This is a genomic window from Shimazuella alba (assembly GCF_009831235.1).
Lineage (GTDB): Bacteria > Bacillota > Bacilli > Thermoactinomycetales > Thermoactinomycetaceae > Shimazuella > Shimazuella alba.
On record NZ_WUUL01000009.1, the window covers coordinates 146,285 to 167,449 of the forward strand.

The 21,165-nt window shown below is 37.2% G+C and carries 25 protein-coding genes and 1 pseudogene; 13 read left to right on the top strand and 13 right to left on the bottom strand.

The features are described from left to right. Positions 1-41: 41 nt before the first annotated feature. Entirely contained in the window at positions 42-206 is a 165-nt protein-coding gene (locus tag GSM42_RS14085) for a hypothetical protein (protein WP_160802169.1), read from the top strand. A 176-nt stretch (positions 207-382) separates the two neighbouring features. After that, entirely contained in the window at positions 383-751 is a 369-nt protein-coding gene (locus GSM42_RS14090) for a hypothetical protein (protein ID WP_160802170.1), read from the top strand. On the opposite strand, the gene GSM42_RS14095 is transcribed toward GSM42_RS14090, so the two are convergent. Further along, positions 741-1,757 (bottom strand): LacI family DNA-binding transcriptional regulator, encoded by a 1,017-nt coding sequence (locus GSM42_RS14095; RefSeq protein ID WP_160802171.1) that lies wholly within the window; start codon positions 1,755-1,757, stop codon positions 741-743. The genes GSM42_RS14090 and GSM42_RS14095 overlap by 11 nt on opposite strands. A gap of 311 nt (positions 1,758-2,068) precedes the next feature. Here GSM42_RS14095 and GSM42_RS14100 point away from each other — a divergent pair, with 311 nt between their 5' ends. From GSM42_RS14100 to GSM42_RS14110, 3 genes are all read left to right on the top strand, one after another. After that, the gene (locus tag GSM42_RS14100; RefSeq protein WP_160802172.1) at positions 2,069-3,037 is read left to right on the top strand and encodes a sugar phosphate isomerase/epimerase family protein; all 969 of its coding nucleotides are present in this window, start codon (positions 2,069-2,071) and stop codon (positions 3,035-3,037) included. A gap of 11 nt (positions 3,038-3,048) precedes the next feature. Further along, positions 3,049-4,071, top strand: a complete 1,023-nt coding sequence (locus GSM42_RS14105; protein ID WP_160802173.1) for a Gfo/Idh/MocA family protein — start codon at positions 3,049-3,051, stop codon at positions 4,069-4,071. Positions 4,072-4,608: 537 nt separating this feature from the next. Further along, on the top strand, positions 4,609-4,893 hold the full coding sequence (locus GSM42_RS14110; RefSeq protein ID WP_160802174.1) for a hypothetical protein: 285 nt from the start codon (positions 4,609-4,611) through the stop codon (positions 4,891-4,893). Between the two features lie 218 nt (positions 4,894-5,111). Here the strand turns inward: GSM42_RS14110 and GSM42_RS14115 are convergent, their stop codons facing one another. Continuing rightward, on the bottom strand, positions 5,112-5,666 hold the full coding sequence (locus tag GSM42_RS14115) for a helix-turn-helix domain-containing protein (RefSeq protein ID WP_160802175.1): 555 nt from the start codon (positions 5,664-5,666) through the stop codon (positions 5,112-5,114). A gap of 112 nt (positions 5,667-5,778) precedes the next feature. Here GSM42_RS14115 and GSM42_RS14120 point away from each other — a divergent pair, with 112 nt between their 5' ends. Together GSM42_RS14120 and GSM42_RS14125 are read left to right on the top strand one after the other, a co-directional pair. Then, positions 5,779-6,366: a LysE family transporter gene (locus GSM42_RS14120; protein WP_160802176.1), complete on the top strand. Its 588-nt coding sequence runs from the start codon at positions 5,779-5,781 to the stop codon at positions 6,364-6,366. Positions 6,367-6,487: 121 nt separating this feature from the next. Next, the gene (locus GSM42_RS14125; protein WP_160802177.1) at positions 6,488-7,012 is read left to right on the top strand and encodes a 5' nucleotidase, NT5C type; all 525 of its coding nucleotides are present in this window, start codon (positions 6,488-6,490) and stop codon (positions 7,010-7,012) included. Positions 7,013-7,315: 303 nt separating this feature from the next. Here the strand turns inward: GSM42_RS14125 and GSM42_RS14130 are convergent, their stop codons facing one another. The 3 genes from GSM42_RS14130 to GSM42_RS14140 form a co-directional block, all read right to left on the bottom strand. Further along, the gene (locus GSM42_RS14130) at positions 7,316-8,188 is read right to left on the bottom strand and encodes an NAD(P)-dependent oxidoreductase (protein WP_160802178.1); all 873 of its coding nucleotides are present in this window, start codon (positions 8,186-8,188) and stop codon (positions 7,316-7,318) included. A gap of 213 nt (positions 8,189-8,401) precedes the next feature. Further along, positions 8,402-8,980: a TetR/AcrR family transcriptional regulator gene (locus GSM42_RS14135; protein WP_160802179.1), complete on the bottom strand. Its 579-nt coding sequence runs from the start codon at positions 8,978-8,980 to the stop codon at positions 8,402-8,404. 174 nt (positions 8,981-9,154) lie between these two features. Then, on the bottom strand, positions 9,155-9,433 hold the full coding sequence (locus GSM42_RS14140; RefSeq protein ID WP_338055309.1) for a zinc ribbon domain-containing protein: 279 nt from the start codon (positions 9,431-9,433) through the stop codon (positions 9,155-9,157). A gap of 87 nt (positions 9,434-9,520) precedes the next feature. On the opposite strand from GSM42_RS14140, the gene GSM42_RS14145 reads away from it, so the two are divergent. Together GSM42_RS14145 and GSM42_RS14150 are read left to right on the top strand one after the other, a co-directional pair. Beyond that, positions 9,521-9,706: a hypothetical protein gene (locus GSM42_RS14145; protein WP_160802181.1), complete on the top strand. Its 186-nt coding sequence runs from the start codon at positions 9,521-9,523 to the stop codon at positions 9,704-9,706. Between the two features lie 24 nt (positions 9,707-9,730). Next, on the top strand, positions 9,731-9,979 hold the full coding sequence (locus GSM42_RS14150) for a hypothetical protein (protein ID WP_160802182.1): 249 nt from the start codon (positions 9,731-9,733) through the stop codon (positions 9,977-9,979). Between the two features lie 329 nt (positions 9,980-10,308). On the opposite strand, the gene GSM42_RS14155 is transcribed toward GSM42_RS14150, so the two are convergent. The 8 genes from GSM42_RS14155 to GSM42_RS14190 all read right to left on the bottom strand — a co-directional run bounded on the left by GSM42_RS14155 (position 10,309) and on the right by GSM42_RS14190 (position 18,899). Further along, the gene (locus GSM42_RS14155) at positions 10,309-11,442 is read right to left on the bottom strand and encodes a mannitol-1-phosphate 5-dehydrogenase (RefSeq protein ID WP_160802183.1); all 1,134 of its coding nucleotides are present in this window, start codon (positions 11,440-11,442) and stop codon (positions 10,309-10,311) included. 1 nt (position 11,443) lies between these two features. Then, positions 11,444-11,878, bottom strand: coding sequence for a PTS mannitol transporter subunit IIA (locus GSM42_RS14160; protein WP_160802210.1), 435 nt, complete (start codon positions 11,876-11,878; stop codon positions 11,444-11,446). Continuing rightward, positions 11,878-14,001: a BglG family transcription antiterminator gene (locus tag GSM42_RS14165; RefSeq protein WP_160802184.1), complete on the bottom strand. Its 2,124-nt coding sequence runs from the start codon at positions 13,999-14,001 to the stop codon at positions 11,878-11,880. Before GSM42_RS14165 ends, GSM42_RS14160 begins: the two co-directional genes overlap by 1 nt. A gap of 76 nt (positions 14,002-14,077) precedes the next feature. Next, positions 14,078-15,475: a PTS mannitol transporter subunit IIBC gene (locus GSM42_RS14170; RefSeq protein ID WP_160802185.1), complete on the bottom strand. Its 1,398-nt coding sequence runs from the start codon at positions 15,473-15,475 to the stop codon at positions 14,078-14,080. Positions 15,476-15,931: 456 nt separating this feature from the next. Next, the gene (locus GSM42_RS14175; protein WP_160802186.1) at positions 15,932-16,447 is read right to left on the bottom strand and encodes a hypothetical protein; all 516 of its coding nucleotides are present in this window, start codon (positions 16,445-16,447) and stop codon (positions 15,932-15,934) included. A gap of 18 nt (positions 16,448-16,465) precedes the next feature. Beyond that, positions 16,466-17,041, bottom strand: coding sequence for a hypothetical protein (locus tag GSM42_RS14180; protein ID WP_160802187.1), 576 nt, complete (start codon positions 17,039-17,041; stop codon positions 16,466-16,468). Between the two features lie 94 nt (positions 17,042-17,135). Next, positions 17,136-17,273, bottom strand: coding sequence for a hypothetical protein (locus GSM42_RS14185; RefSeq protein ID WP_160802188.1), 138 nt, complete (start codon positions 17,271-17,273; stop codon positions 17,136-17,138). Between the two features lie 276 nt (positions 17,274-17,549). After that, complete coding sequence (locus GSM42_RS14190) at positions 17,550-18,899, bottom strand: helix-turn-helix domain-containing protein (RefSeq protein ID WP_160802189.1); 1,350 nt, start codon at positions 18,897-18,899, stop codon at positions 17,550-17,552. Between the two features lie 182 nt (positions 18,900-19,081). On the opposite strand from GSM42_RS14190, the gene GSM42_RS14195 reads away from it, so the two are divergent. The 4 genes and pseudogenes from GSM42_RS14195 to GSM42_RS14210 all read left to right on the top strand — a co-directional run. Then, positions 19,082-19,246, top strand: a complete 165-nt coding sequence (locus GSM42_RS14195; protein WP_160802190.1) for a hypothetical protein — start codon at positions 19,082-19,084, stop codon at positions 19,244-19,246. Further along, positions 19,236-19,523, top strand: a complete 288-nt coding sequence (locus GSM42_RS14200) for a hypothetical protein (protein WP_160802191.1) — start codon at positions 19,236-19,238, stop codon at positions 19,521-19,523. The genes GSM42_RS14195 and GSM42_RS14200 overlap by 11 nt, the downstream gene beginning before the upstream one ends. A gap of 584 nt (positions 19,524-20,107) precedes the next feature. Beyond that, a complete protein-coding gene (locus tag GSM42_RS14205; protein ID WP_160802192.1) occupies positions 20,108-20,512 on the top strand; it encodes a hypothetical protein in 405 nt (134 codons plus the stop codon). 208 nt (positions 20,513-20,720) lie between these two features. Continuing rightward, positions 20,721-21,151: pseudogene (locus GSM42_RS14210) on the top strand (transposase); the annotation flags it as partial. Positions 21,152-21,165 lie beyond the last annotated feature (14 nt).

Consider the following 21,165-nt stretch of genomic DNA (forward strand, 5'->3'; position numbering starts at 1 on the left):
CGCATAAATTAATAGAATCGAAAATAGAAAGGAGGAACTCCATGGATATCATAAAAAGCTGTATTCGTGAAACAGACGGAAAATATACGTTAGAAATTACGATTACAGTAAATGATAGTAATATCACACTTGATCCATTAGTTATTCCCATTACGGAAGCCCAAGCTGCTGTTTTAGAGCGTGCAGGTGTACCAAGCTGCTCATGATAAGAAAGTCACACCAATTGGTGTGACTAATTGGTGTGACTTTTGAGTTAATTAGGAGATATTTTTGTTTATTACTATTTTTTTATTGTAATCTTATTATGTATAATGATAATCATAACTACAGCAAAAAAATTGGTGTGAGACTTTACTTAAAATAAGACACTAGGTGAACAAGTATGAAAAGCATCATAGAAAATTTCCAAGACTTGATAGAGTTACAAAAATCGATATGGAGTAAACCATTTCCAGTGAATGTCCCCGGTTATTTAGCCATCGTTGAAGTTCCACATGGTTTTATCTATGCAACCATTACCTCTTCTAGCATGGAAAAATTCAAAGCGGAAGTCGCTAGTTATCCTTATCTTTTTGCTTGGAAAATATCTGAGTTAGAGAAAGTCACAATCTTCTTAGATATCCTTTTAGACTATTTAAATGAAGAGCAAATAGAAGATTTAGAAATAGAGGATACTTGCTTTGAAATGTTGATCCAAGAGATCCAACCATTTATCATTCACGAAGTGAATCCCTATGCCCCTACTTCGTAGACTCTCGTATAATTAATCGATGAGGAACAATAACTTGGGTTGGAAGATTTTGTTCTTTCCCAGATAACTTGCGTATCAGATGTTGCACCGTTTGATAACCCAATTGATAAATTCCAACATCTACAGTAGTAATAGGAGGATTACTCATTTCTGACATATAGATGTTGTTAAAGCCTACTATCGAGATATCTCTGGGTATCTGAAAACCTGCCTCTACCAACTCTCGTATCAAACTAATAGCAATTACATCATCTATTACTAATATGGCTGTTGGGCTATCTTCAGCATTCATTACCATGGATATGGTATGGTATCCATTTTGCTCCAGCATTTCCGCACTTATGATCCAATCTGGATTTAATACACAACCCGCCTTTTGCAAAGCGTTTTTAAATCCTTGTAACCGATCAATAGACACCACTAATTCTGGTTTTCCAGTCACAATTCCAATTTTATGATGTCCTTGGGACAGCAGAAAATTGGTTAGATCAAACGAAGCTTTTATATTATCGTTATTAACAGATAGCACTTCCGGATATTCCAATGACCTACCTAATAAAACAAAAGGAAAATTATATTCCATCAATTTTTCCACAATTCTATCATCTCGATTAGGACTCATTAAAACTACACCATCAACTCGTCTTCCCAACACCATTCGGTTGATCGCTTCTAATTCTTCTGATTGATTTCTAGCAGATGATAAAAGCAGGTCATAATTTTTATTATTGGCATATGCTAACATTCCCCTTAAAACTTCAGAGAAAAAAGGGTTAATAAATAGATTATCTGAAGAATACGGAAGCACAAGCCCGATTGTCTGCGTGCTTTTAGAAACTAAACTTTTAGCCATTATATTTGGATGATAATCAAGCTGAATCATTGCCTCTCGTACTCTTTTTCTCGTCGTTGAGCTTATTTTTGGGTTATTGGAGATGACTCGAGAAACAGTCGAAGGAGAAACTCCTGCTAACTGAGCCACTTCTTTTATTGTTACAGCAGACATATTCAACCCCCAGTGCAAACGTTTTCACTACTATATTAACAGATAAGAGATCATATGCAAACACTATATAGAATTTTATGTATTTCACTATAATTTATTTCTCTTTGTCTAAAATTGCATAAAAAAACTGTTTTCAGATCGTTTTTTTTATTGTAGGATAGAGGCAAACGTAGTCTTGGTAATTTACCACATATGAAAGCGGTTTCTTTATCTTTTTTTGTGTCAGGTTATCGGACATAATTTGCACAGTGGATTTCTGTTTTATTCCTTTCGTGCAAACGTTTTCCAGTATTTTATAAAGGATGATTCAAATGAAACTCGGTACTTTTACAGTACTATTTAGCAAAATGAATTTCGAAGAGATGCTAGACCACGTCAAAGCAAAAGGCATCGAAGCAGTGGAAATTGGCACTGGATGCTACCCTGGTAATGCACATTGCAACCCTCAAGAGCTACTTGAAAATGAAACAAAACTACGAGCTTTTAAGAAAGCAATAGATGATAGAGGATTGACGATCAGTGCTCTTAGTTGTCATGCAAATCCTCTAACACCTGATCGTAGTTTTGCAGAAGAATCCCACAACCTATTCCTACAAACTGTACAATTAGCAGAAAAGTTAGATGTTCCGGTAATTAATTGCTTTTCTGGGACACCCGGTGACCAGGAAAATGCTAAATATCCTAACTGGCCTGTTGTTACTTGGCCAACCGAGTACCGTGATGTTTTAAAATGGCAGTGGGAAGAGAAAATCATACCATATTGGAAAGATGCGGGAAAATTTGCGGAAGATCATAATGTGAAGATCGCCCTAGAGCTTCATGGAGGTTTTTCTGTACATACACCTGCAACCCTTCTACGTTTACGTGAAGCAGTAGGTGAGGTAATCGGTGCTAATTTCGATCCAAGTCACATGTGGTGGCAAGGAATTGATCCAGTAGCAGCTATCAAAATTTTAGGCAGAGAAAATGCTATTTATCATTTCCATGCAAAAGATACTTCTCTTGATCAAGAGCATGTGAACATGTATGGAATAACTGACATGCAACCATTTGAAAATTTACAAACTCGCGCATGGCAGTTCCGTACAGTGGGATTCGGTCATGATATGAAAACATGGGCTGATATTCTCGGTACACTCCGTGTCGTTGGTTATGACTATGTCGTAAGCATTGAACACGAAGATGCTTTCTTCTCAGCCGATGAAGGATTTACCAAAGCAGTAAACAATCTAAAACAAATTATCCCACAAGAACCACTACCAAGCTTATGGTGGAATTAGGAGTGAATACCATGGAACCATTACGTATCGGAATTATTGGCTGTGGTAGCATTGCCAAACATCGCCATATACCTGAGTACGCTCAAAATCCAAATGTAAAACTAGTCGCATTTTCTGATGATGTCTTAGAAAGAGCTCAAGAGTTCTCTACCCTCTATGGAGGATCTGCTTACAACAGTTTCGAAGCATTGCTTGCAAATGAACAATTAGATGCTGTAAGTGTCTGTACACCTAACGCTTTTCATGCGCCGATCTCCATTGCAGCAATGAAGCATGGTCTTCATGTGCTTTGTGAAAAACCGATGTCGATCACGCTGGAAGAAGCAGAAGAAATGATCCAAACTGCAGCAGAAAACAATGTTCAATTAATGATTGGCTATAACCAACGTTATTTCTCCCCTCACGTGATAGCAAAAGAGATCATCGAGAGCGGCAAACTTGGTAAAGTATTGACATTTAGAACCACCTTCGCCCATGGCGGCCCAGAACAATGGAGTGTAGAAAAGGAAAACTCATGGTTCTTCTCCAAAAAGAAAGCTTTTATTGGCTCCCTTGGAGATCTTGGTGTGCATAAAATCGATCTGATTACCTGGCTCTTAGATGAGAAGATTGAAGAAGTGTCTGCCCTTATAGCTACTTTACAAAAACCAGGTGATGTCGATGATAATGCTGCTATCGTAGCAAAAACCAGCTCTGGAGCTGTTGGAACCATCACCACAAGTTGGACCTTAGTTCCTGGAGAAGATAACAGCACTGTCATTCATTTTGAAAATGGAACCATGAAGTTAATTACGGACTCCGAATATCCATTAATAGTAGAATATCGTGATAGTTCAGTAGAAAAGCACACAGTAGATGCTGTTTCTACGAATGAAGTACAACTGAATAGTGGTGTTATTGATGCATTTGTAGAAGCATTGATCAACAACCAGCCTGTACCTATCACAGGCCAAGATGGTCTTAACTCCATCAAAGTAGTCTTAGCAGCACTGCAATCAAGTGAAGAGAGAAAAACTATTCCTATTGTGTATTAGGTATATGAAGGAATAGATAGATATGGAGAGTCACTTTTTTCGGCTCTCCATATTCTATAGGTGGTAAATCCATTGAAAAAGAGCGAGGTTTCAGTGAGAAAAATATAGTTTATTATTTATCATTTCCAGCGATTTTGATTATGCATGTAATAACCTAGTAATCCGCACAATTTAGTCGAATTTATATAATGCTCGGATCGGATATCCATTACCATCAAAAAATCTTTATACAGGTTATAAACTCAATATAAATTCGTTTTGTAGAATGAAAAGTCTGCAAGTGCTCTATCGCAACAATTGCTTGGCTTTCAAATGAAGTTCACATCCCCATCTGTCTTTCTCCTATTTCTTTCAACATCTCTTTATATCTTCTTATTCTTCCAACCTAAAGTCGAAAAGTAAAAAGCCCTCGACCATTTTATAAACCATAAATATATCCATGAGAAAAAAGAGTATAAATACCATTGAAAACAGATACATGTTAATCAATAATAGAATAAGCAACACTATTCCGATCACATCCAAGAAGGAGTCAGAATGCGACTTGTGAAGGCGCTCCGATCGGCTGGTCAGACCTACTTCGTCGTGTGTCCCGAGGGCGTGAACATCTACACCGGCTACCTGCTCTACAAGGCTACCCCCACGGGTGTCGAGCGAGTTCAGGTGAACGACATTTGGGGTCTTCGATGCTTCGGTGAGTGTGTATTCGTGACTCCCACCGAAAAGATCGACACCATGCGTGCGGAGAAGATCGACGGGGAGTTCGAAATCATTCTGTCGACGGACGGTCAGATCGACCAGATCGTCGAGAAGTCCGCCTAGCTTCTGCTCAGTTCCGGGTGTGAGATTCTCCCTGACCTATCGTCAGGGAGGATCTCCATCAAATTATTCAGCTAAAATAAAAAGCCTAACGCTAGATATTGGCATTAGGCTTTATTTATCTAGACTTCCCTGTCTTTGAATAGGTAAAATCGTATCAAAAAAATTTTTTGGCTTGTTTATAACAGATGAAAAGCACTTTCAACTTTGAAGGCAAAACTTTAGGATGGATAATACAAGATCATACTCAAACGTGTCATCTGTGAACCTTGGTTATGATACGAATGAGCTCGATCTGCCTTAAACCGAATCGAATCCCCAGGTTTTATCACATACTGATCATCATTGAAATGGATGGTTAGTTCTCCTTCAAAAACGGTCAGATATTCTTCTGTCCCATCTAAGTGGGACTCAGAATCTAAAAATCCACCCTCATCAATCTCTACCGTATAAACCTCAAATCTTCTCCCATCCTCAAAAGGAAAATTAGCATATACACGATATTTCCCATCAGCCTCATATAATGTTTGTCGCTCGCTTTTCGGAATAACAACAGTATCCGGCTGTGGATTATGGATAAGCGAACTAAATGATAGTTTAAGCCCATTGGCAATTTTCCAGATCGTTTTAATCGTTGGACTTGATTCCCCCCGTTCAATCTGTCCAATCATGGCTTTACTTACTCCAGTTAACTCTGCAACCTTATCCAAACTTAACTTCCTAGACTCTCGAAAGGTTTTTAAGTTTTTCGCAATAATCAAGTGTAGCTCTTCCAACACATGCACTCCTCTATATAATATAACGCACGATATGTACAATAAATCATCATATATGTTATAGTGTCTATAAAGATTATTATAACATACCATCTTAGAGGAGCGTTCCATTATGCCTGTTTTATCTTTCTTTTTATATGTATTCGTCACAAGTTTTACTCCAGGTCCCAACAACATTATGGGCATGGCATTTGGAAGCACCTACGGCCTAAAAAAGTCCATTCGATTTTGCTCTGGAGTTGGTATTGGTTATTTTCTCGTCATGTTATTATGCTGTTACCTGAATTTACTCCTAGAAGACATTATTCCAAATATTACATTTGCAATGTCGATATTGGGTGGAATCTACATGCTTTACCTTGCTTATAAGATTGTGACCAGTAAGGATTCCAAAAGCAGCAAAGACCAAAAACAAGATCATATTTTCTTTACTGCTATTCTATTACAATTTGTCAATCCGAAAGGCATATTGTCTGGGATAACTCTAGTAACAACTTTTATCTTGCCTTACTACCATTCCAATATCAGTTTTATTTTATTTGCACTACTTATCGGTTTTATTGGTTTTCTTTCGACCTTTAGCTGGAGTTTGTTTGGTTCTGTCTTTCAAAAGTTTTTGTCCGCTTATCGTACCCCTTTTAACATTGTCATGGCACTATCGTTGGTCTACATTTCTATTTCTATCTTTATAAAAAGCTGACTCTATCTAAGAAAAGTCAGCTTTTAAATTAAATATCCACATTCAAGCGTGATTAATGTTTTCATCGTTCCATAATAGAGTATCCTATCATAAATAACGATCATCATGGAGGAATAGGTATATGCAAAGAATTGCGATTGATATGGACGAAGTAATGGCGGATTTTGTACCCAAACATCTTGCACTTTTCAATCGAGACTTCAATGAAAATATTACAATTGAAGACTTAAAAGGAAAAAAACTAAGAGAATACCGTCCTCACTTGAAGATGGAAATTCGCAATTACATAACAGAACCTACTTTTTTTCGCGATTTAGCAGTGATCAAAGACAGCCAAGAAGTAATCAAAGACTTAAGCAAACAATACGAAGTTTTCATCACTACTGCTGCTATGGAGTATCCGACATCGTTTACAGCCAAATATGAATGGTTAAAAGAGCACTTTGGTTTTTTAGATGATATGAACTTTGTCTTTTGTGGTGATAAGAGTATTATTAAAGCAGACTATCTCATTGATGATCACACAAGACATTTTGCCAGATTTTCTGGTCAAGGAATCTTATTCACAGCACCCCACAATGTGAATGAAACAGGCTATGTTAGAGTCAATAACTGGCAAGAGGTTAAGAATTACTTCCTTAAATAAACAAAGTTATACTACCACTTCCTTCTAAATAGAAGTAGGGGTTTGAATTAGATGACATGTTTTTAGGAGTCTTTATCAATCTCCATTCAAAGATGTGGATAGCAAATAACTGCCATTCAGATTTACCATTGTGGTCTGGGGTTAGACGAAAAAATGCACTTTTAAAATATACACAAGCTCTTTTTCATTGCTTAAAGTCTGGTATTCAATTGCATCTTTTGTACTACATTGGAATTTACAACACGTGAAAATTTTAGAAAAAAAGCAGCTGGTTTTGTAAACAACTAGCTGCCCTTTTATATATCAGTTATTATTACGTAATATCTTTATAATAGATGAAACTTCCTCATTTCCGAAGCCATTAGCAAGAGCTTGTTTCATGATAGGTATGGCAAATAAAGGGTAATCAGCGTTTATCCCAGCCTCATGCGCTTGTTGCACAAGTCTTTCCACACTGTCCAATGAAGTTTGGAGGGAGCTTTCTGGATTTTCAAATTTGTTATTCTCAATAACTTTACCTTGATGCTTAGCCTCAGCTCCGAGGAGTGGAGCTATCGCTTCAATCAAATGTCCGAAAGAGTCCACAGGAAGTCCTTCTGATTCCAAAATATGTGCACCATGAGCAAAGCCAAACCAAGTTCCTAGTAGATAGGAGACTACAGCCAGTGCTTGCGCAGACGCTGATCCAATCGATTCACCCATATATACCAGATTTCCAGCTATATTTTTTAAAAGTTGTTCGTTCTGTTGGAATACATTACTTGATCCTGAAAAGAGTATGGTGGTATCAGGTAGTCCTATATGACTGGGCCATGCCTGAATTGCTCCATCAAGATATTCCGCTTTATAGTTTCGAATCCAATTTTCACTGTTACGAGCTTCTTGAGGAGTACCCGTACTTAATTGTATCAAAGTTCGACCAGCAAGAACTGGAGTTACATCTTCCGTATTCAACAGACTATCAGCAATCTCATAGTTAGCAACGCATATGATGATGGTAGTACTGGCACCTATTGCAGAAGCAACACTTGAAGCTAGAACCGCTCCTTCTTGGACAAGCACTTCGGCCTTTTCCTTTGTTCTATTCCAGATAGTTACATGATTTCCGCTTTTAAGCAATGCTTTTGACAAAGCAGTACCCATGGGCCCTAAACCGATAACTGTGACTTTATTCAAATTACATCCTCCTTTAATAAGCTTCACTATCTAATTTTTTCTTTTACAAATTTGTATCCGAGAAATCTATATCCTCCTGTTCATATACTGTCAAGTGATAAAATAACTAATACTAAACGGTATAGTATCGAATAAAATGATACTATACCGTTTAGTATTGTGTCAATGAATGAAAAAATCTGTTTGCATTACATACTTTGCATCCTGATTTTTTTAATTCCTATCAGCTAGCTTCTGCTCTATTAGTTGAGTTGTGATTGTTTTTAGTTGTACTGCAGAACCCTCAAAACCTAGCACAGGAACGGAAGAATAAGCTCCATTAATCACCATCAGTAATTGATCTGTCCAGCTGTCATCGCGTACACCTGCCTTTTGACTTAAATGAGATAAACGTAAACGTAATTGATTATTATATTCTAAAGCAAGCTGGTGAGCAGGATGATTTTCTTCAGGAAATTCTGCGAGTGCATTCAAAAAGGGGCAGCCTCGATAATATTTTGGCTTCAATAGTTCAATCGTCGCATCGATTACAGCGTACAACTGCGCTTTAGCTGAACCTTCATGTTGATGGATAGCTTCATCATAATGGTGCCATATATGATGATCATGTTCTTTCAGATAAGTAACAATTAAATCATCTTTAGTTGGAAAATGCCGATAGAGAGTAGCTTTACTTACACCAGACTTCTCCACAATTTTATCCATACTTACTGAACGAATACCTTCCTGATAAAACAAATCAGAAGCCACATTTAATAGTCGTTGACGTGCAGACAAGCGTGTTGTTGCCATTTTCTCACCTAACCGATCTGTAAGTAATTCCGTACTTGACAACCCCACGGCTAAAGCCGTGGGATTCTTGGGTAATCCTCGGTACTCCAAGGAAGTTTACCAAGCTTAAACCGTGAGCCCCACGGCAAGTAATCTTCTACCTTCTTGCAAAATGTTCTTGGCATCATGGATATCTCAGTCATGGTGCTCATTGCAATTGGAGCATGTCCATGCTCGCAACTTCAGATGCTTCACTTCTTTGTTTCGATGACCACAATACGAACAAAGCTGACTGGAGGGAAAGGATTTTCCTGCTTTCACCAATTTAATTCCATATTCTTCCCCTTTGTATTCCAACATCGAAACAAACTCCGACCAAGATGCATCGGTGATCGATTTCGTCAGCTTCTGATTTTTCACCATGTTCTTCACTTGCAAATGTTCGATATGGATGACTTGGTTTTCGACATAAATACCCGTCTAGGGGGCTTTTTTATACGATAGATCAAAAGATTGCCAATACTTATATTTTCTATTACTATAATAGTGAGAGTTGTGTCGATGGAAACGTGCTTGATCGAGCAACCAGCGTTGCTCTCACCGCTTTCTCCACAACCCGCATCACTACAAGAGCCCCAAAAGTATACCCATGTAGCAGATCTCCCCATTCGCAGTGCCTTTGAACCGAGCAAAGGTAGTGCCGATGGGGAGATCAGGGAGACTCGTCTCTTTGCTCTCTCCATCTAGTCTTCCCCAAAAGGGGGTGAAAGTATGGAGCGACATATCGAGCGGGTTTCCCGCACAAAGCGCATCACTTTCCATCAGGATGGCTCAGTCGATCTGGAGTATATCGAGACAATCGAGACTACTATAGAATCCGACCAACCTTCTGAGGAAACGAAAGCGCCCCAAAATGGCATCGTTCGGAACATCCTGGCGGGGATGATTCCCAATGTCATATGGGACGCAATCAAAATCGCGCTTAACTACATGTGGAACTTTTTCAGGAGTTTCATGTAGCCGAAGCGAGCACAGCGTAAAGCTGTGCTAACTAATTATATTAAAAGACAAAATCTTTTGCAAGAGCGAATGATTTTGCTTCCCATAAAATCTGCGCCCTCTGTACAGATATCACGGTCTGCACAGGGGGCATTTTACGAATATGGATGTGGGTGGAGTGTCCTTTGTGTTTGTTCAACAACAGACACAGAAAACATAGCGCAACTTGCCACAATAAGTGGCTTAAGTAGCGACTTGTGCTGTAGGTGCACATACAGCAAGCGCTTTATACCATCTTTAAACTTCTTTTATCCAACAGCCTCTACATAAATATAAGCTTAAAAAAAGAATTATATATGTTTCCGTATTAAATGAAATAACCTGCTATTCTCTGAAATTCCTGTATACCTTTGAATTGCCTTTTCTATACCATGTTCTTGGATATACGCTTGCATCTCTTGTGCCTCTGGATCTCCTTTATAGTCATACTTTAGCACACTAGCAATGACATAGGCTAAATGAATAGGGTCTATTTTCAATTCCAAGCACTTGATTGCCGGCGCAACTAGACGATCGTCTGGTTGTAACTTTCGTATGGGAGACCTAGCTATACGAACGATATCATCTGGCAAATAGGGATTACAGAAACGCGAAAGAATCTTGTTCATGTATTTTTGATGTTCTCTCTCATCCAATTGATAGGTTTTTGTCAAGATATAGCCTGTTTCATTCAAAACATTTTTTGTTGTCTTTAAAATCTCTTCATCCTTCATGGCCTCAGCGACCCACTTATAGCCTTTCTTATATCCAAGATATGCTGCTGCAGCATGTCCTGTATTAACCGTATATAGCTTTCGTTCGATGTATGGTTGTAAATCATCAACAAAGATAGCTTGTGGTATAGATAGTTGATTACTAAATGAATCTTTGGTTTCTATCACCCATTCATAATATGGTTCTACTACTACAAAGAGAGGGTCTTCATTTTCTTGTATGGGTACAATTCTATCTACTGCTGCATCTAAAAAATGGACATTACTTTGAAGAGCTATTTGTTCTTCTGAAGAAAGATGTTCCTGAATGAATGCTTGAAATTTGGAGGTTCCTCTCACCATATTTTCACAAGCGATGATCGAGAGGGGTCTACGTGTTTTTTTTGCTCTTCTTCGTAAACCTTCCGCTAAAGTTGGAGCTAAATATCTTAAAACACTGGGCCCAACAGCAGTAGTTATCAGATCTGCTTCGGTCATTGCATGGAAAAGTTTTTCTGGTTCCTTTTGACTATGAATGCCTTGTACACCTGTTACTATGAAAGTTTCATGAGTGGTATCTGCAATTTCAACTTGGTATTCTTTCCGATAATTTAGTTCCTCTATTACTTTTTCATTGATATCAGCAAAGGTTACTTCAAAACCTGATTGCTGAAGGATCAAACCGATAAAACCTCTGCCGATATTTCCAGCACCAAAATGTAAAGCTTTCATTTTAGTTGCCTCCTTGAAACATTTCAATGATTGCCTCTTTGCTTTTTGCTTGAGAAAGTCTTTTTACATTTTCTTCGTCTGAACAAAAGATCGCAATTTGAGAAAGAATGTCAAGATGCTCATCCGACATAGCCGCAATACCTACAAGAATATATGCGATATTGCCATCTCCAAAATCAACACCTTCAGGTACTTGTATGACACAGATTCCTGTTGAAGAAATAAATTGTTTAGCTTCGTTTGTTCCATGAGGAATTGCAAGTCCGTTTCCCATATAAGTAGTCGTTAATTTTTCTCGTTCCATCATTTGTGGGATATAATCATTTTTTATATGGCCAGCTTCTACAAGGATCTCTCCTGTTGCTCGAATCGCTTCCCATTTATCACGAAAATGAGCATTTAATTTAATCTTTTCTGGTGTAAACAACTCTGTCATCATAAATCATCTCTCCTTTGAATTTGCTGAATGATGTATTGGGAAAAATGTTGTTCTAAAAAGAAAACAATGTTTTCTCTCGTTCCTGTTTGAAAAATATCAATAGCTGTTTTATCTAAAAGTAAGATACTAATTTCACTGAGAATTTCAAGGCTTTCTTTGGACACATTAGAAGGACTAAGGAGAAATAGCAGCTTTTCCACTTGAATCTCTTCTCCTGTCATCGAATGAATCGCATAAGGTTCACGTAGAGAACAAATATGAAAAGAGATCTTTTTTATCATATCTGATCTACTATGATAGAGCGCTAAATTCGCATTTGGAATGCCGATTCCTCCCATTTCCTCACGATGGAGGAGTTGAGCTACTAATAACTCTACCTCCGTTTCTGTTAGTTGTGGATTAATATTAGAACAAATTTGCTTTAGCGAGGTTTGCTTGGTTATCCCTTTATTTTCTAAAGAGAGCAATTGGAAATTACGAATTAATTCATAAACAATATGGGTGTATTTCTTCATTTGAGTTATGGGAGCATGGATTTTGTTCGTTTTTTCCCGAACAGGATTCAAATCTTTTGACTCTCTGTTCAAACCAAGTTTAAATCTAATTTGCCGAAGATATTGATGAACCTTTTCTTTATCTCTTGCTGTTAAAAAAGGGCTGATAAGTACATAGTGTTCAGAATCTATTTTGGGCAATGGGACCGTAGAGATCAGGATACTATGATCTATATCGACTTTATCTAATTCAAACATAGAAATATTTTCGATCTTCTCAAACTGTGGAAACTCTTGTCTAAGCTGTTTTGCTAACATTCTAGATGTTCCAATTCCGCTCGAACAAATGACAAAAGCATTGGGCCAGATGAATGCAGCATCGGATAATTGAAGCGCAGCACCTACATGCATCACGATGTATCCTATTTCTTCATCAGGAATGTCTATTTGTGAAAAAACATCCATACAATTCTTTTTCACTACCAAAAATAGCTTATTGTATTTTTCACGAATAAGAGGAAGCATGGGATTACGAATAGACATGTGAGTTTTGATTCGAAAGAGTGCAGGTCCCAAATGAGTAGTTAGCCCATCAAGGGCTTCATTATCTGAGTCCCAAGTGGTCTTTAATTCCAAAGCACATCGATCAAGAATTTCCTTCGCTTTACTTTTTAGTTCTAAGGAGTGTTCTATGTCTACTAATTCATCTTTAAAAGATGATCTTAGTTTAGAACCCATCAAATGCATGGTGACATAACCAATTTCGTCAACTGGTATAGGAAAACCAAATTCCTTCTCCAATCGTTTGACAATTTCGCTCGCAACTTTGTATTCCATCGAACCCTGTAATTCTTTTAATGTATCTGAGTTAAATGAAATGGCGTCCCCATTCTTAATGCGTTCAAGAGCAAGTGCTAAGTGAACACTAAGCCCGATATAAGCACTATCAGCTAGAGGATATTTCATTTGCTCAAATATTTTATTGAGTTCTCTTTCTATCATTTGCAACGTATCTTGATCCACTAGCCCAAGCAAACGTTGGGAGATATTTTCCTCAGCATTAGATGAAGCATTTCTATTACGAAGAAGTTGCATGAGTTCATCTGTACTAAGATTATCTGCAAGCATACTACTCATCGCTTGACGCTTAGATGATTCGGTTCCTAAAATCTCCACCCCGGAACCTCGTTTTCGTGATACTTCTAGCTGAAAGGTTTTTAACCAATTTTCGATCTCATCTAAATCACTACTCACTGTCGCTGTTGTTACCTTACATTGCAAGGCAAGTGCCATTAATTTGATAGGTTGATTTGCCGTAAGAAGAGTTTGAAGAATTAAGGTTTTACGTTCAAACGGAAAGAAATCGATTCGTTTGCTTTCTTCTATTTTTTTCCTAACATATTCCTTTTGTGTTTCAGAACCTTCTAATCGAATTCCTTCTCCGATTTGTCTTTCCAAAGTGAGAGAAAAATCTTCAAGGATTAATTTTTCCATTCCTTTGATCTCTCTTTGAATGGTACGAACACTTACTGTTAGTTTTTCGGCAAGCTCCGATAAACTTACAAATTCATCACCCTGTTTTAATAGTTCTAATAAGATGGCTTGCTGCTTCAAAGTGAGTTTCATGTTTCCAACTCCTAAAATGAGAGAAGCACAAGAAAAATGAATCTCTCTCATGCTGCTCTCCAATACATTACAAGTATTAGTTACGGAAACGTTCCTTTAATTCTTCATATTTTGGGCTATTTAAAAAGTTATCAACGGAAATATGCTCTGCATCTGAGTGCTTAGCTTTTGCTCGATCTGTCAGTGTTTTTTGTGTGATTACAATATCAGCATCTTCTGGAATATCATTTATAGCTTTATTGATAACCTCGATCGATATACCTGCATCTTGGAATTTTTTGCGAAGGATAGAAGCACCCATGGCACTTGATCCCATTCCTGCATCACAAGCAAAAACAACTTTTTTAACGTCTCTATTTGTATTTGTTAATACTTGACCTTTGCTCTGTGCTTTCATTTCTTTCATTTTTACCTGTGCTTTCTCTATATCCTCCTCATTCTTTTTAGAAGTGCGGATGAGAAGGGTCGCTACTAAGAAGCTGACAGCTGTACTGATCACAACACCTAGTAAAACTGGAAAGAGTCCCCCTTTTGGCGATATTGCCATCAAAGCAAAGATGCTGCCAGGAGAAGGAGTCGCTACTAAACCTGCTCCAAATAGTTGGAAGGTAAAGACTCCACTCATACCACCAGCAATGGTCGCAAGAATCAAACGAGGATTTGCTAGAATGTAAGGAAAATATATCTCATGAATACCGCCAAAAAAATGAATAATCGCAGCCCCTGGCGCAGATTGTTTGGTAGCACCTTTCCCAAAGATCCAATAAGCTAAAAGCAGTCCAAGCCCTGGACCTGGGTTTGTTTCTAACAAGAAGAAGATCGATTTTCCAGTCTCCGCAGCCTCTTGTAGTCCTAAAGGAGAAAGGACCCCGTGATTGATGGCATTGTTAAGAAATAACACTTTTGCTGGTTCGATAAGTAAACTAACCAGCGGCAAAAGACCCATTCCTACGATGACTTTTACACCAGCACTTAAAACAGCAGATATTGCCGCGACAATAGGACCTATTCCCAAATAGGAAATGATCATAATAATCGCTCCAACGATTCCAGCCGAAAAGTTATTCACTAACATCTCGAAACCTGTGCGAACTTTTCCTTCAAAAAGAGAGTCTACTTTTTTTATGATATAACCGCCAAGCGGACCTGCTACCATCGCACCTAAAAACATCGGAACTTCGGCACCTGCTATTACCCCGATTGTAGCGAGAGCCCCTATGACACCTCCACGCACATCATAAATGAGCTTTCCGCCTGTATACCCAATAAGAAGTGGCAACAAATATTTAATAGTAGGATCAACTAACGCAGCTATTTTTTCATTTGGTAGCCAACCTGAAGGAATAAATAAAGCAGTAATAAGTCCCCATGCAATGAATGCACCAATATTGGGCATTACCATACCACTCAAAAAACGCCCAAATTTTTGGATTCTCACCTTTAGGCTGGATGTTTCCATTGATTGAGCAGCCATTCTAAGCAACCCCTTCCCTCTAGTTGAATTTGTAAAAATATATCTTCGCTTTCATTGTAAAGCGCTTACAAAGCAGCCGCAAGAAAACAAAAACACAATTTCGTCACATACTAGTGTGACAAAATTGTGTTTGTTCGGGATTAAGATTTTGTTTTCATCAAAAGTCGGACAAGTTATTCATTGTAAATTTACCATACACAACAAAATCATTCACTACATTATCTGATAAAACTCCTTATTGATAACATGAAGATTTGAATTCATCGGTTTGGACTAATGAGAAAGCATCATTACTAGAAACGCTTTGTATCCTCACTTTGGTTTGGACAAAAAGAACTACTTCCATCTATCTATATTTTTGTTGAAGCCATTTTATATGAAAGTAGTTTGTTAAAGTCGGACAAGTTTTGTATGATCTTTTATTCAAATGTTCCAATTCAAAATTTCTAACTAGTTTTATGCAGTTGCCATTTCTTTTTGCTCTCTGACTGCCTTATAGCTAGATTCTTTTGTCCATATATATAACGGCAATCCAATCGCTTTTTCATGTTGATATGTATCAAATAACCATTTCGCCTCTTGCTCTGCATAATCAAGATGAGAAGCAAAGAAAAAACCAGCCCATATAATACCTAATCCATTTAGCCTTTCATCCTCTGGATAATAACCTATCTTATCTTCCAAAGCTCTCATTTTTGCAAAATATTCAACGCTTCTCTTTGGAAAACCAAGATTTTCACCAACAATCATATGAAAATCATAAGAACGCAATGCAACACCTTTTATTTTTCTTTGATACTCTTCTGTCTGCTTTTCTGTTTGAAAAAAGATGTGGCTTCCAGGTTCTTCATCAAAAGGTGTTATTTTTGGAAAATCGGATACTGCTACATCTTCAAAAAATGGACTTCTTGGTGATATTAATAAGGCAAGTTTGTATCCATCTAAAAAGGAAAAGTGTTCACGCTTTCGCATGAAAAAGACCTCTCCCAGTTATGCAGTCACTGTTGCTTTTTGTTTTCTAAATTCTTGAAGTTTGTTTACAATCATATTCATTCTTTTAAAGTCTCCATAAGGAATATCAGGAGTATCGAAACCTGCTACCCAAATAGAAACGGGTAAACCAACTGCCTTTTCATGTTTGTATGTATCAAAAAGCCATTTAATCTCTTGTATCACAAAATCAATATGAGATGAGAAAAAGAAACCAGCCCACTCTACCCCTACACTATCTCTTCTCTCTTCATCTGGATAATGACCTATCTCATTTTCTAAAACTCGCATACTAGCATAATACTTAACGCTCTTTTTAGGAAAACCTAATGTTTCACCCACAATCTTATGAAAATCATAGGTTCCCCACTCTACTCCTTTAATCTTTCTTTGATATTCCTGTTTTTGTTCTGCTGTTTGGAAAAAGATATGGCTGTCGGGTCCAATATCAAAAGGTGTTATTCTTGGGTAATCTAATTTTGATACTTCTTCAAAATATTTGCTAGATGAACTTATTACTAGAGCTAGTTTGTATCCTTCTAAAAAAGCTTCATGTTCTCGCTTTGCTTTAGACAAAAAGAACCACTCCCTTAATTAAACTTCTTGTTGAAGCCATTTTATATGAAAGTGGTTTGTCAAAGGTGAACAGGTTTTGTCGAAATCTTATAAACTAATCCGGCTCTATAATACGCCTACATCGAGCACATTTCCACTCGCCTTTTTCCCACATCAGCTCATCATCTTTGTAACACTGAGGACAATGACTTGGTTTTGGAGCTTTCCAGCGAGACAGCTTAAAAATATGCATGAAGTTCACCCCCTTCGTAACCAATATCATTTTATTATGCTTTTATTTCATTCTGAATATTACAACATTACATTTTATTTACTACCAGAAATAAAAGACACCATCAATTATTATGGAATTATTCAAAAATAGATTAAATCTGCATATACCTAACCTTTTACAAAATATAAGCACAAAAAAGAACCTGTATGAAATACAGGTTCTTCATCAAAAGTCTAGTCAATTCCAATTGTATCGTCCGGTCCACTGCAACGCATTAAAGGACACCTCCTAGCCTCATTGATGGGTTGCTTCCAATTCCATCATACTAACTTGAAGCTCAAATGTCTTTTTCAAATAATAATTGTGAGCATCCATATTGTTTGTTTTTTTATAACAATAGCACAGATTAACAATATTTTCATACTGTTTTTCTAATAACTTATGCTTTACAGATAGTTCTAGTGCATTTTTATATGATGGTATGGATTCTAAGTACAAACCTTGTTCACGATAACATGTACCTTGCACCATCAATGTATCTAAAATCGTAACCTCATCTTTTCGTTTCCCTGCTATTTCAATAACTTCTTCTAAAACTTTCTGTGATTCCTCAAACTGTTTCATTTTTATATAAAGGAATCCAAGATTTTTTAGTGCGTAAACTATGTTTTGTTCCTTTACCTTCTCTCTTATGCTCAATGCGTTTAGGTAATGCTGAACTGCTTCATTAATATTCCTCTCTTCATAGATAGTTCCTATCATAGTCCAAAGTAGAGCTAACTTATCATAGTTATTATTTTGCCTCGCAATATTAACACCCGCTTCTGCAAATTCAAGTGCTCTTTGATAATGCTTGACTTTATTAAGTACCTTTGCAAAATTAATATGAATTTGCAAAAACGTTTCTAACCTCAATACGGCAAGTATTTTCGTTGGATTTGAACTAGATATTTTTTCCCAAAGTTCTTCGAGCGTTTGTAAAGCTCTTTCATCCTCATTTAAATGCTCCAAATACATCGCTTTATTGACCAAAAGATAAAACATGGTTGCTTGTCGTTTACCCGTTTCCCTATATGCATCTATCCCTTTCTCTGTACACTCTAACGCTTTGGTATAATCCCTCAAATAATAAAAAGTTCTACCTAATTCGTTTAAAGTAGCTGCTCTCAAGTTAGCCTCGTCAGGTTCTAACGATTTCAGAAGTAAATTGAGAATTTCGTTATAATGTTTTTGAGCTTTATACAACATCTTTTCTCCGTTTATTGTTCTCTTTAGAAAACAACATCTACCAAGTAAAAGATGATATTGAGGGGAAAGTTTGCTGTCTTTGCTTATGAAACTTAGTTCTTCTAATTGCTTCATAGATGCGTCAAGGTCAGCAGTTAAAACTCCATCTAATTTAGAAAGTTTTGCTTCTAACTCTTTCTCTCTTCGCTCTGCCTCACTCAAGATTCCAAAAAGCTCTTTCCCTAATCCAAGTTTCTCTGCATAGTATTGAATTTTTTCTTGTGCAACATTTGGTAACCCTCTTTCAATATTTCCGACTGTTGAAGCTGAAATAAATTCATCAGAAATACTGTCCATACTCTCTTTAAGCTCTCTTCTTCTCTCTTTCAATTTTGCTCCTAACAGTTTTCTATTCATTCTGCACAACCTCCGTAATACAAAAATTTAATTTATATTACGTATTCCAGAAAAATTACTTTCATCCTTCTCATTATGGAAAATATATTACTTATTAATATAAAAAATATAAATATTGAAATATTTTATATTAAATTTTATAATTTTACCAATGACACAATGAAGGAAAAGGAGTGTCTTATATGTTAAATCTATTAGGAATATCTTTATCAGATTTAAACCAATCCTCATTAGAGATAGACATAGAACCCATCGAAGGTCATGAAAAAGGCTCTATTCATCTTGAAAACGTTAGTATATTCAAGACTCCATCAGGCACAATTTTAATCTATGGTTATGAAAATTAAAGATATCATATACAAAGTAATTCAAGACAACCCACAAATAGAGCTGTCGAAATTTTTACATGATGAGAATATCAGCAGACATAAGTTATTGATCTTCTTTCAAAAGCTGGAAGAATTATCAGGAGTAGAACTTTCTACCTATATCAATTTTGTAAAAACTTGTGAGCGCGAAAAGCTTTGTGATCTTTACGCGTACTTAGGATATTTCATCATGAAAGCAGAGTTAAATAGAACAAAAAATCACATTGAATCATTAATGAAAAAAGACATCATTTGAGTGTCTTTTTTTAATGCTCTTTTGTAAGTACTCGATATTTCTTCTTTGACCACTTCCAACACATGAATGCGGGGGATTCTTGGGAGACGGTAGTCTCATGACCACTTCATTACCAAGCTAACCCCGTGAGCCCCATGGTTTATATGTTCCATTAATCCCTTAAGCAGCATGGTTATCGCTGCGCATGGTGCATAACCATGCGCATAGGTGTTTGTAAAGATCTTTTTTCAAAAAATGTCATGGTATGAGAGGGGAAAAAATACTCCTCCCTAGTCTGGCGTTCGCTTTCATCCCCATTGCTGAAACTCGGGGTTTTCTCTCTCCCATAGATATAAATTTCGCCTACACAATGATAGCTCATCGTCTTTGTTACATCTTGGACAATGACTAGGTTTAAAAGATTTCTAGAAATAAGTTTAAATAATAAACGTAGAAATTTCCCCAAAATCGGATATTACAAAATTTGAATAAAATAAGTTCCATAGTCATTTTTTTCAAGCATTCATTGAGTTGCAAATGCAGATTTGATAACATAAAGATTAGCATACAGAAGACATTCCCGATGCATTTTTTTAGGAGATACAATGATTATTGCAGCTTTCAACATCATCGAAATCAACAGGAATCATGCGACCTTCGAAGGCATCGAGTTCAACGGCGTCAAGGGAATCATGCACAGCGGTTTCCGTCCGGATGGCCGCCCTAGTGTCCTTCGCCTGACCGCGAGGGAACTCCGCAATATCAAGGCAGGGGAGAAGCAGTACTTCGAGTTCACCCCTCGCAATGGAACCAAGAAGGAGAAGAAACTCCTCTCTCTCGAGACTCACCTGCTCGGCGAGTCCGTTCGGGTGCAGGTCGGTGATCTCCGCGTTGAGGTGGATATCGTTCATCTCCTCAATACGGAAGCGGGAATCGTCAAGGGCATGCTCAAGATGAAGATTGACGAGTTCAACCAGCTCCTCAATCTCCTTGAGGGTCGTATCGGTTGAGTGTGGCGTATGTGCCTGTGATCAGCTAATCCCGGACACAAATGTCCGATTATTTGGTTACAAGACTATCGAATGGTCGATAGTCTGCACGCTCATTTCATTCATAATATTCAGATTATTTATCATTGATTGCTTTGTTGCTTTCCATTGTTCCATATCTTTCTTTTTGCTAATTGAGGCTTAAGAACGCATTCTCACTTAGATGATAAACCATATCCACCATCTTTATTCCCTGCGTTTGCAGATCGAGATCGTATTTAAAACATGGAAATCTTTTTTCAGATTGACCAATGTAAGAATGTAAAACAGGAGAGATTGGAATGTCACTTGTATGAGCATCTTATTGCCATTCTTATTTGTCCCACTACCTTGTTTCAAATGCGAGAGCTTTTGCTACGTAAAAAACACATCGAGTTAAGCGAATATAAGGCTTTCTATATAATTCAAACCCATTTTTTCTTTATTCCATCAGGCTATACAGAAAAACACCTAAGCATATGCAAAGATCCTTCTTCACCTCTTTCACCTGCTAAAGAAGAATGGGAGAAAGTCTCACCGGTATAAGAAAAAACGATCTTTGACATATTGGGTGTTGTCTATGAGTTTAACCTATCCATTGCGAAAGTGCATAATTTTTAAAAACAAGCCTAGAT

Coding starts and splice junctions, on each gene's coding strand:
- GSM42_RS14110 (WP_160802174.1), top strand. CDS start 4,609: ATGCGACTTGTGAAGGCGCTCCGATCGGCTGGTCAGACCTACTTCGTC.
- GSM42_RS14095 (WP_160802171.1), bottom strand. CDS start 1,757: ATGTCTGCTGTAACAATAAAAGAAGTGGCTCAGTTAGCAGGAGTTTCT.
- GSM42_RS14135 (WP_160802179.1), bottom strand. CDS start 8,980: ATGGCAACAACACGCTTGTCTGCACGTCAACGACTATTAAATGTGGCT.
- GSM42_RS14205 (WP_160802192.1), top strand. CDS start 20,108: ATGATTATTGCAGCTTTCAACATCATCGAAATCAACAGGAATCATGCG.
- GSM42_RS14160 (WP_160802210.1), bottom strand. CDS start 11,878: ATGACAGAGTTGTTTACACCAGAAAAGATTAAATTAAATGCTCATTTT.
- GSM42_RS14100 (WP_160802172.1), top strand. CDS start 2,069: ATGAAACTCGGTACTTTTACAGTACTATTTAGCAAAATGAATTTCGAA.
- GSM42_RS14150 (WP_160802182.1), top strand. CDS start 9,731: ATGGAGCGACATATCGAGCGGGTTTCCCGCACAAAGCGCATCACTTTC.
- GSM42_RS14090 (WP_160802170.1), top strand. CDS start 383: ATGAAAAGCATCATAGAAAATTTCCAAGACTTGATAGAGTTACAAAAA.
- GSM42_RS14190 (WP_160802189.1), bottom strand. CDS start 18,899: ATGAATAGAAAACTGTTAGGAGCAAAATTGAAAGAGAGAAGAAGAGAG.
- GSM42_RS14175 (WP_160802186.1), bottom strand. CDS start 16,447: ATGCGAAAGCGTGAACACTTTTCCTTTTTAGATGGATACAAACTTGCC.
- GSM42_RS14185 (WP_160802188.1), bottom strand. CDS start 17,273: ATGCATATTTTTAAGCTGTCTCGCTGGAAAGCTCCAAAACCAAGTCAT.
- GSM42_RS14195 (WP_160802190.1), top strand. CDS start 19,082: ATGTTAAATCTATTAGGAATATCTTTATCAGATTTAAACCAATCCTCA.
- GSM42_RS14145 (WP_160802181.1), top strand. CDS start 9,521: ATGGAAACGTGCTTGATCGAGCAACCAGCGTTGCTCTCACCGCTTTCT.
- GSM42_RS14120 (WP_160802176.1), top strand. CDS start 5,779: ATGCCTGTTTTATCTTTCTTTTTATATGTATTCGTCACAAGTTTTACT.
- GSM42_RS14125 (WP_160802177.1), top strand. CDS start 6,488: ATGCAAAGAATTGCGATTGATATGGACGAAGTAATGGCGGATTTTGTA.
- GSM42_RS14170 (WP_160802185.1), bottom strand. CDS start 15,475: ATGGCTGCTCAATCAATGGAAACATCCAGCCTAAAGGTGAGAATCCAA.
- GSM42_RS14085 (WP_160802169.1), top strand. CDS start 42: ATGGATATCATAAAAAGCTGTATTCGTGAAACAGACGGAAAATATACG.
- GSM42_RS14155 (WP_160802183.1), bottom strand. CDS start 11,442: ATGAAAGCTTTACATTTTGGTGCTGGAAATATCGGCAGAGGTTTTATC.
- GSM42_RS14200 (WP_160802191.1), top strand. CDS start 19,236: ATGAAAATTAAAGATATCATATACAAAGTAATTCAAGACAACCCACAA.
- GSM42_RS14165 (WP_160802184.1), bottom strand. CDS start 14,001: ATGAAACTCACTTTGAAGCAGCAAGCCATCTTATTAGAACTATTAAAA.
- GSM42_RS14105 (WP_160802173.1), top strand. CDS start 3,049: ATGGAACCATTACGTATCGGAATTATTGGCTGTGGTAGCATTGCCAAA.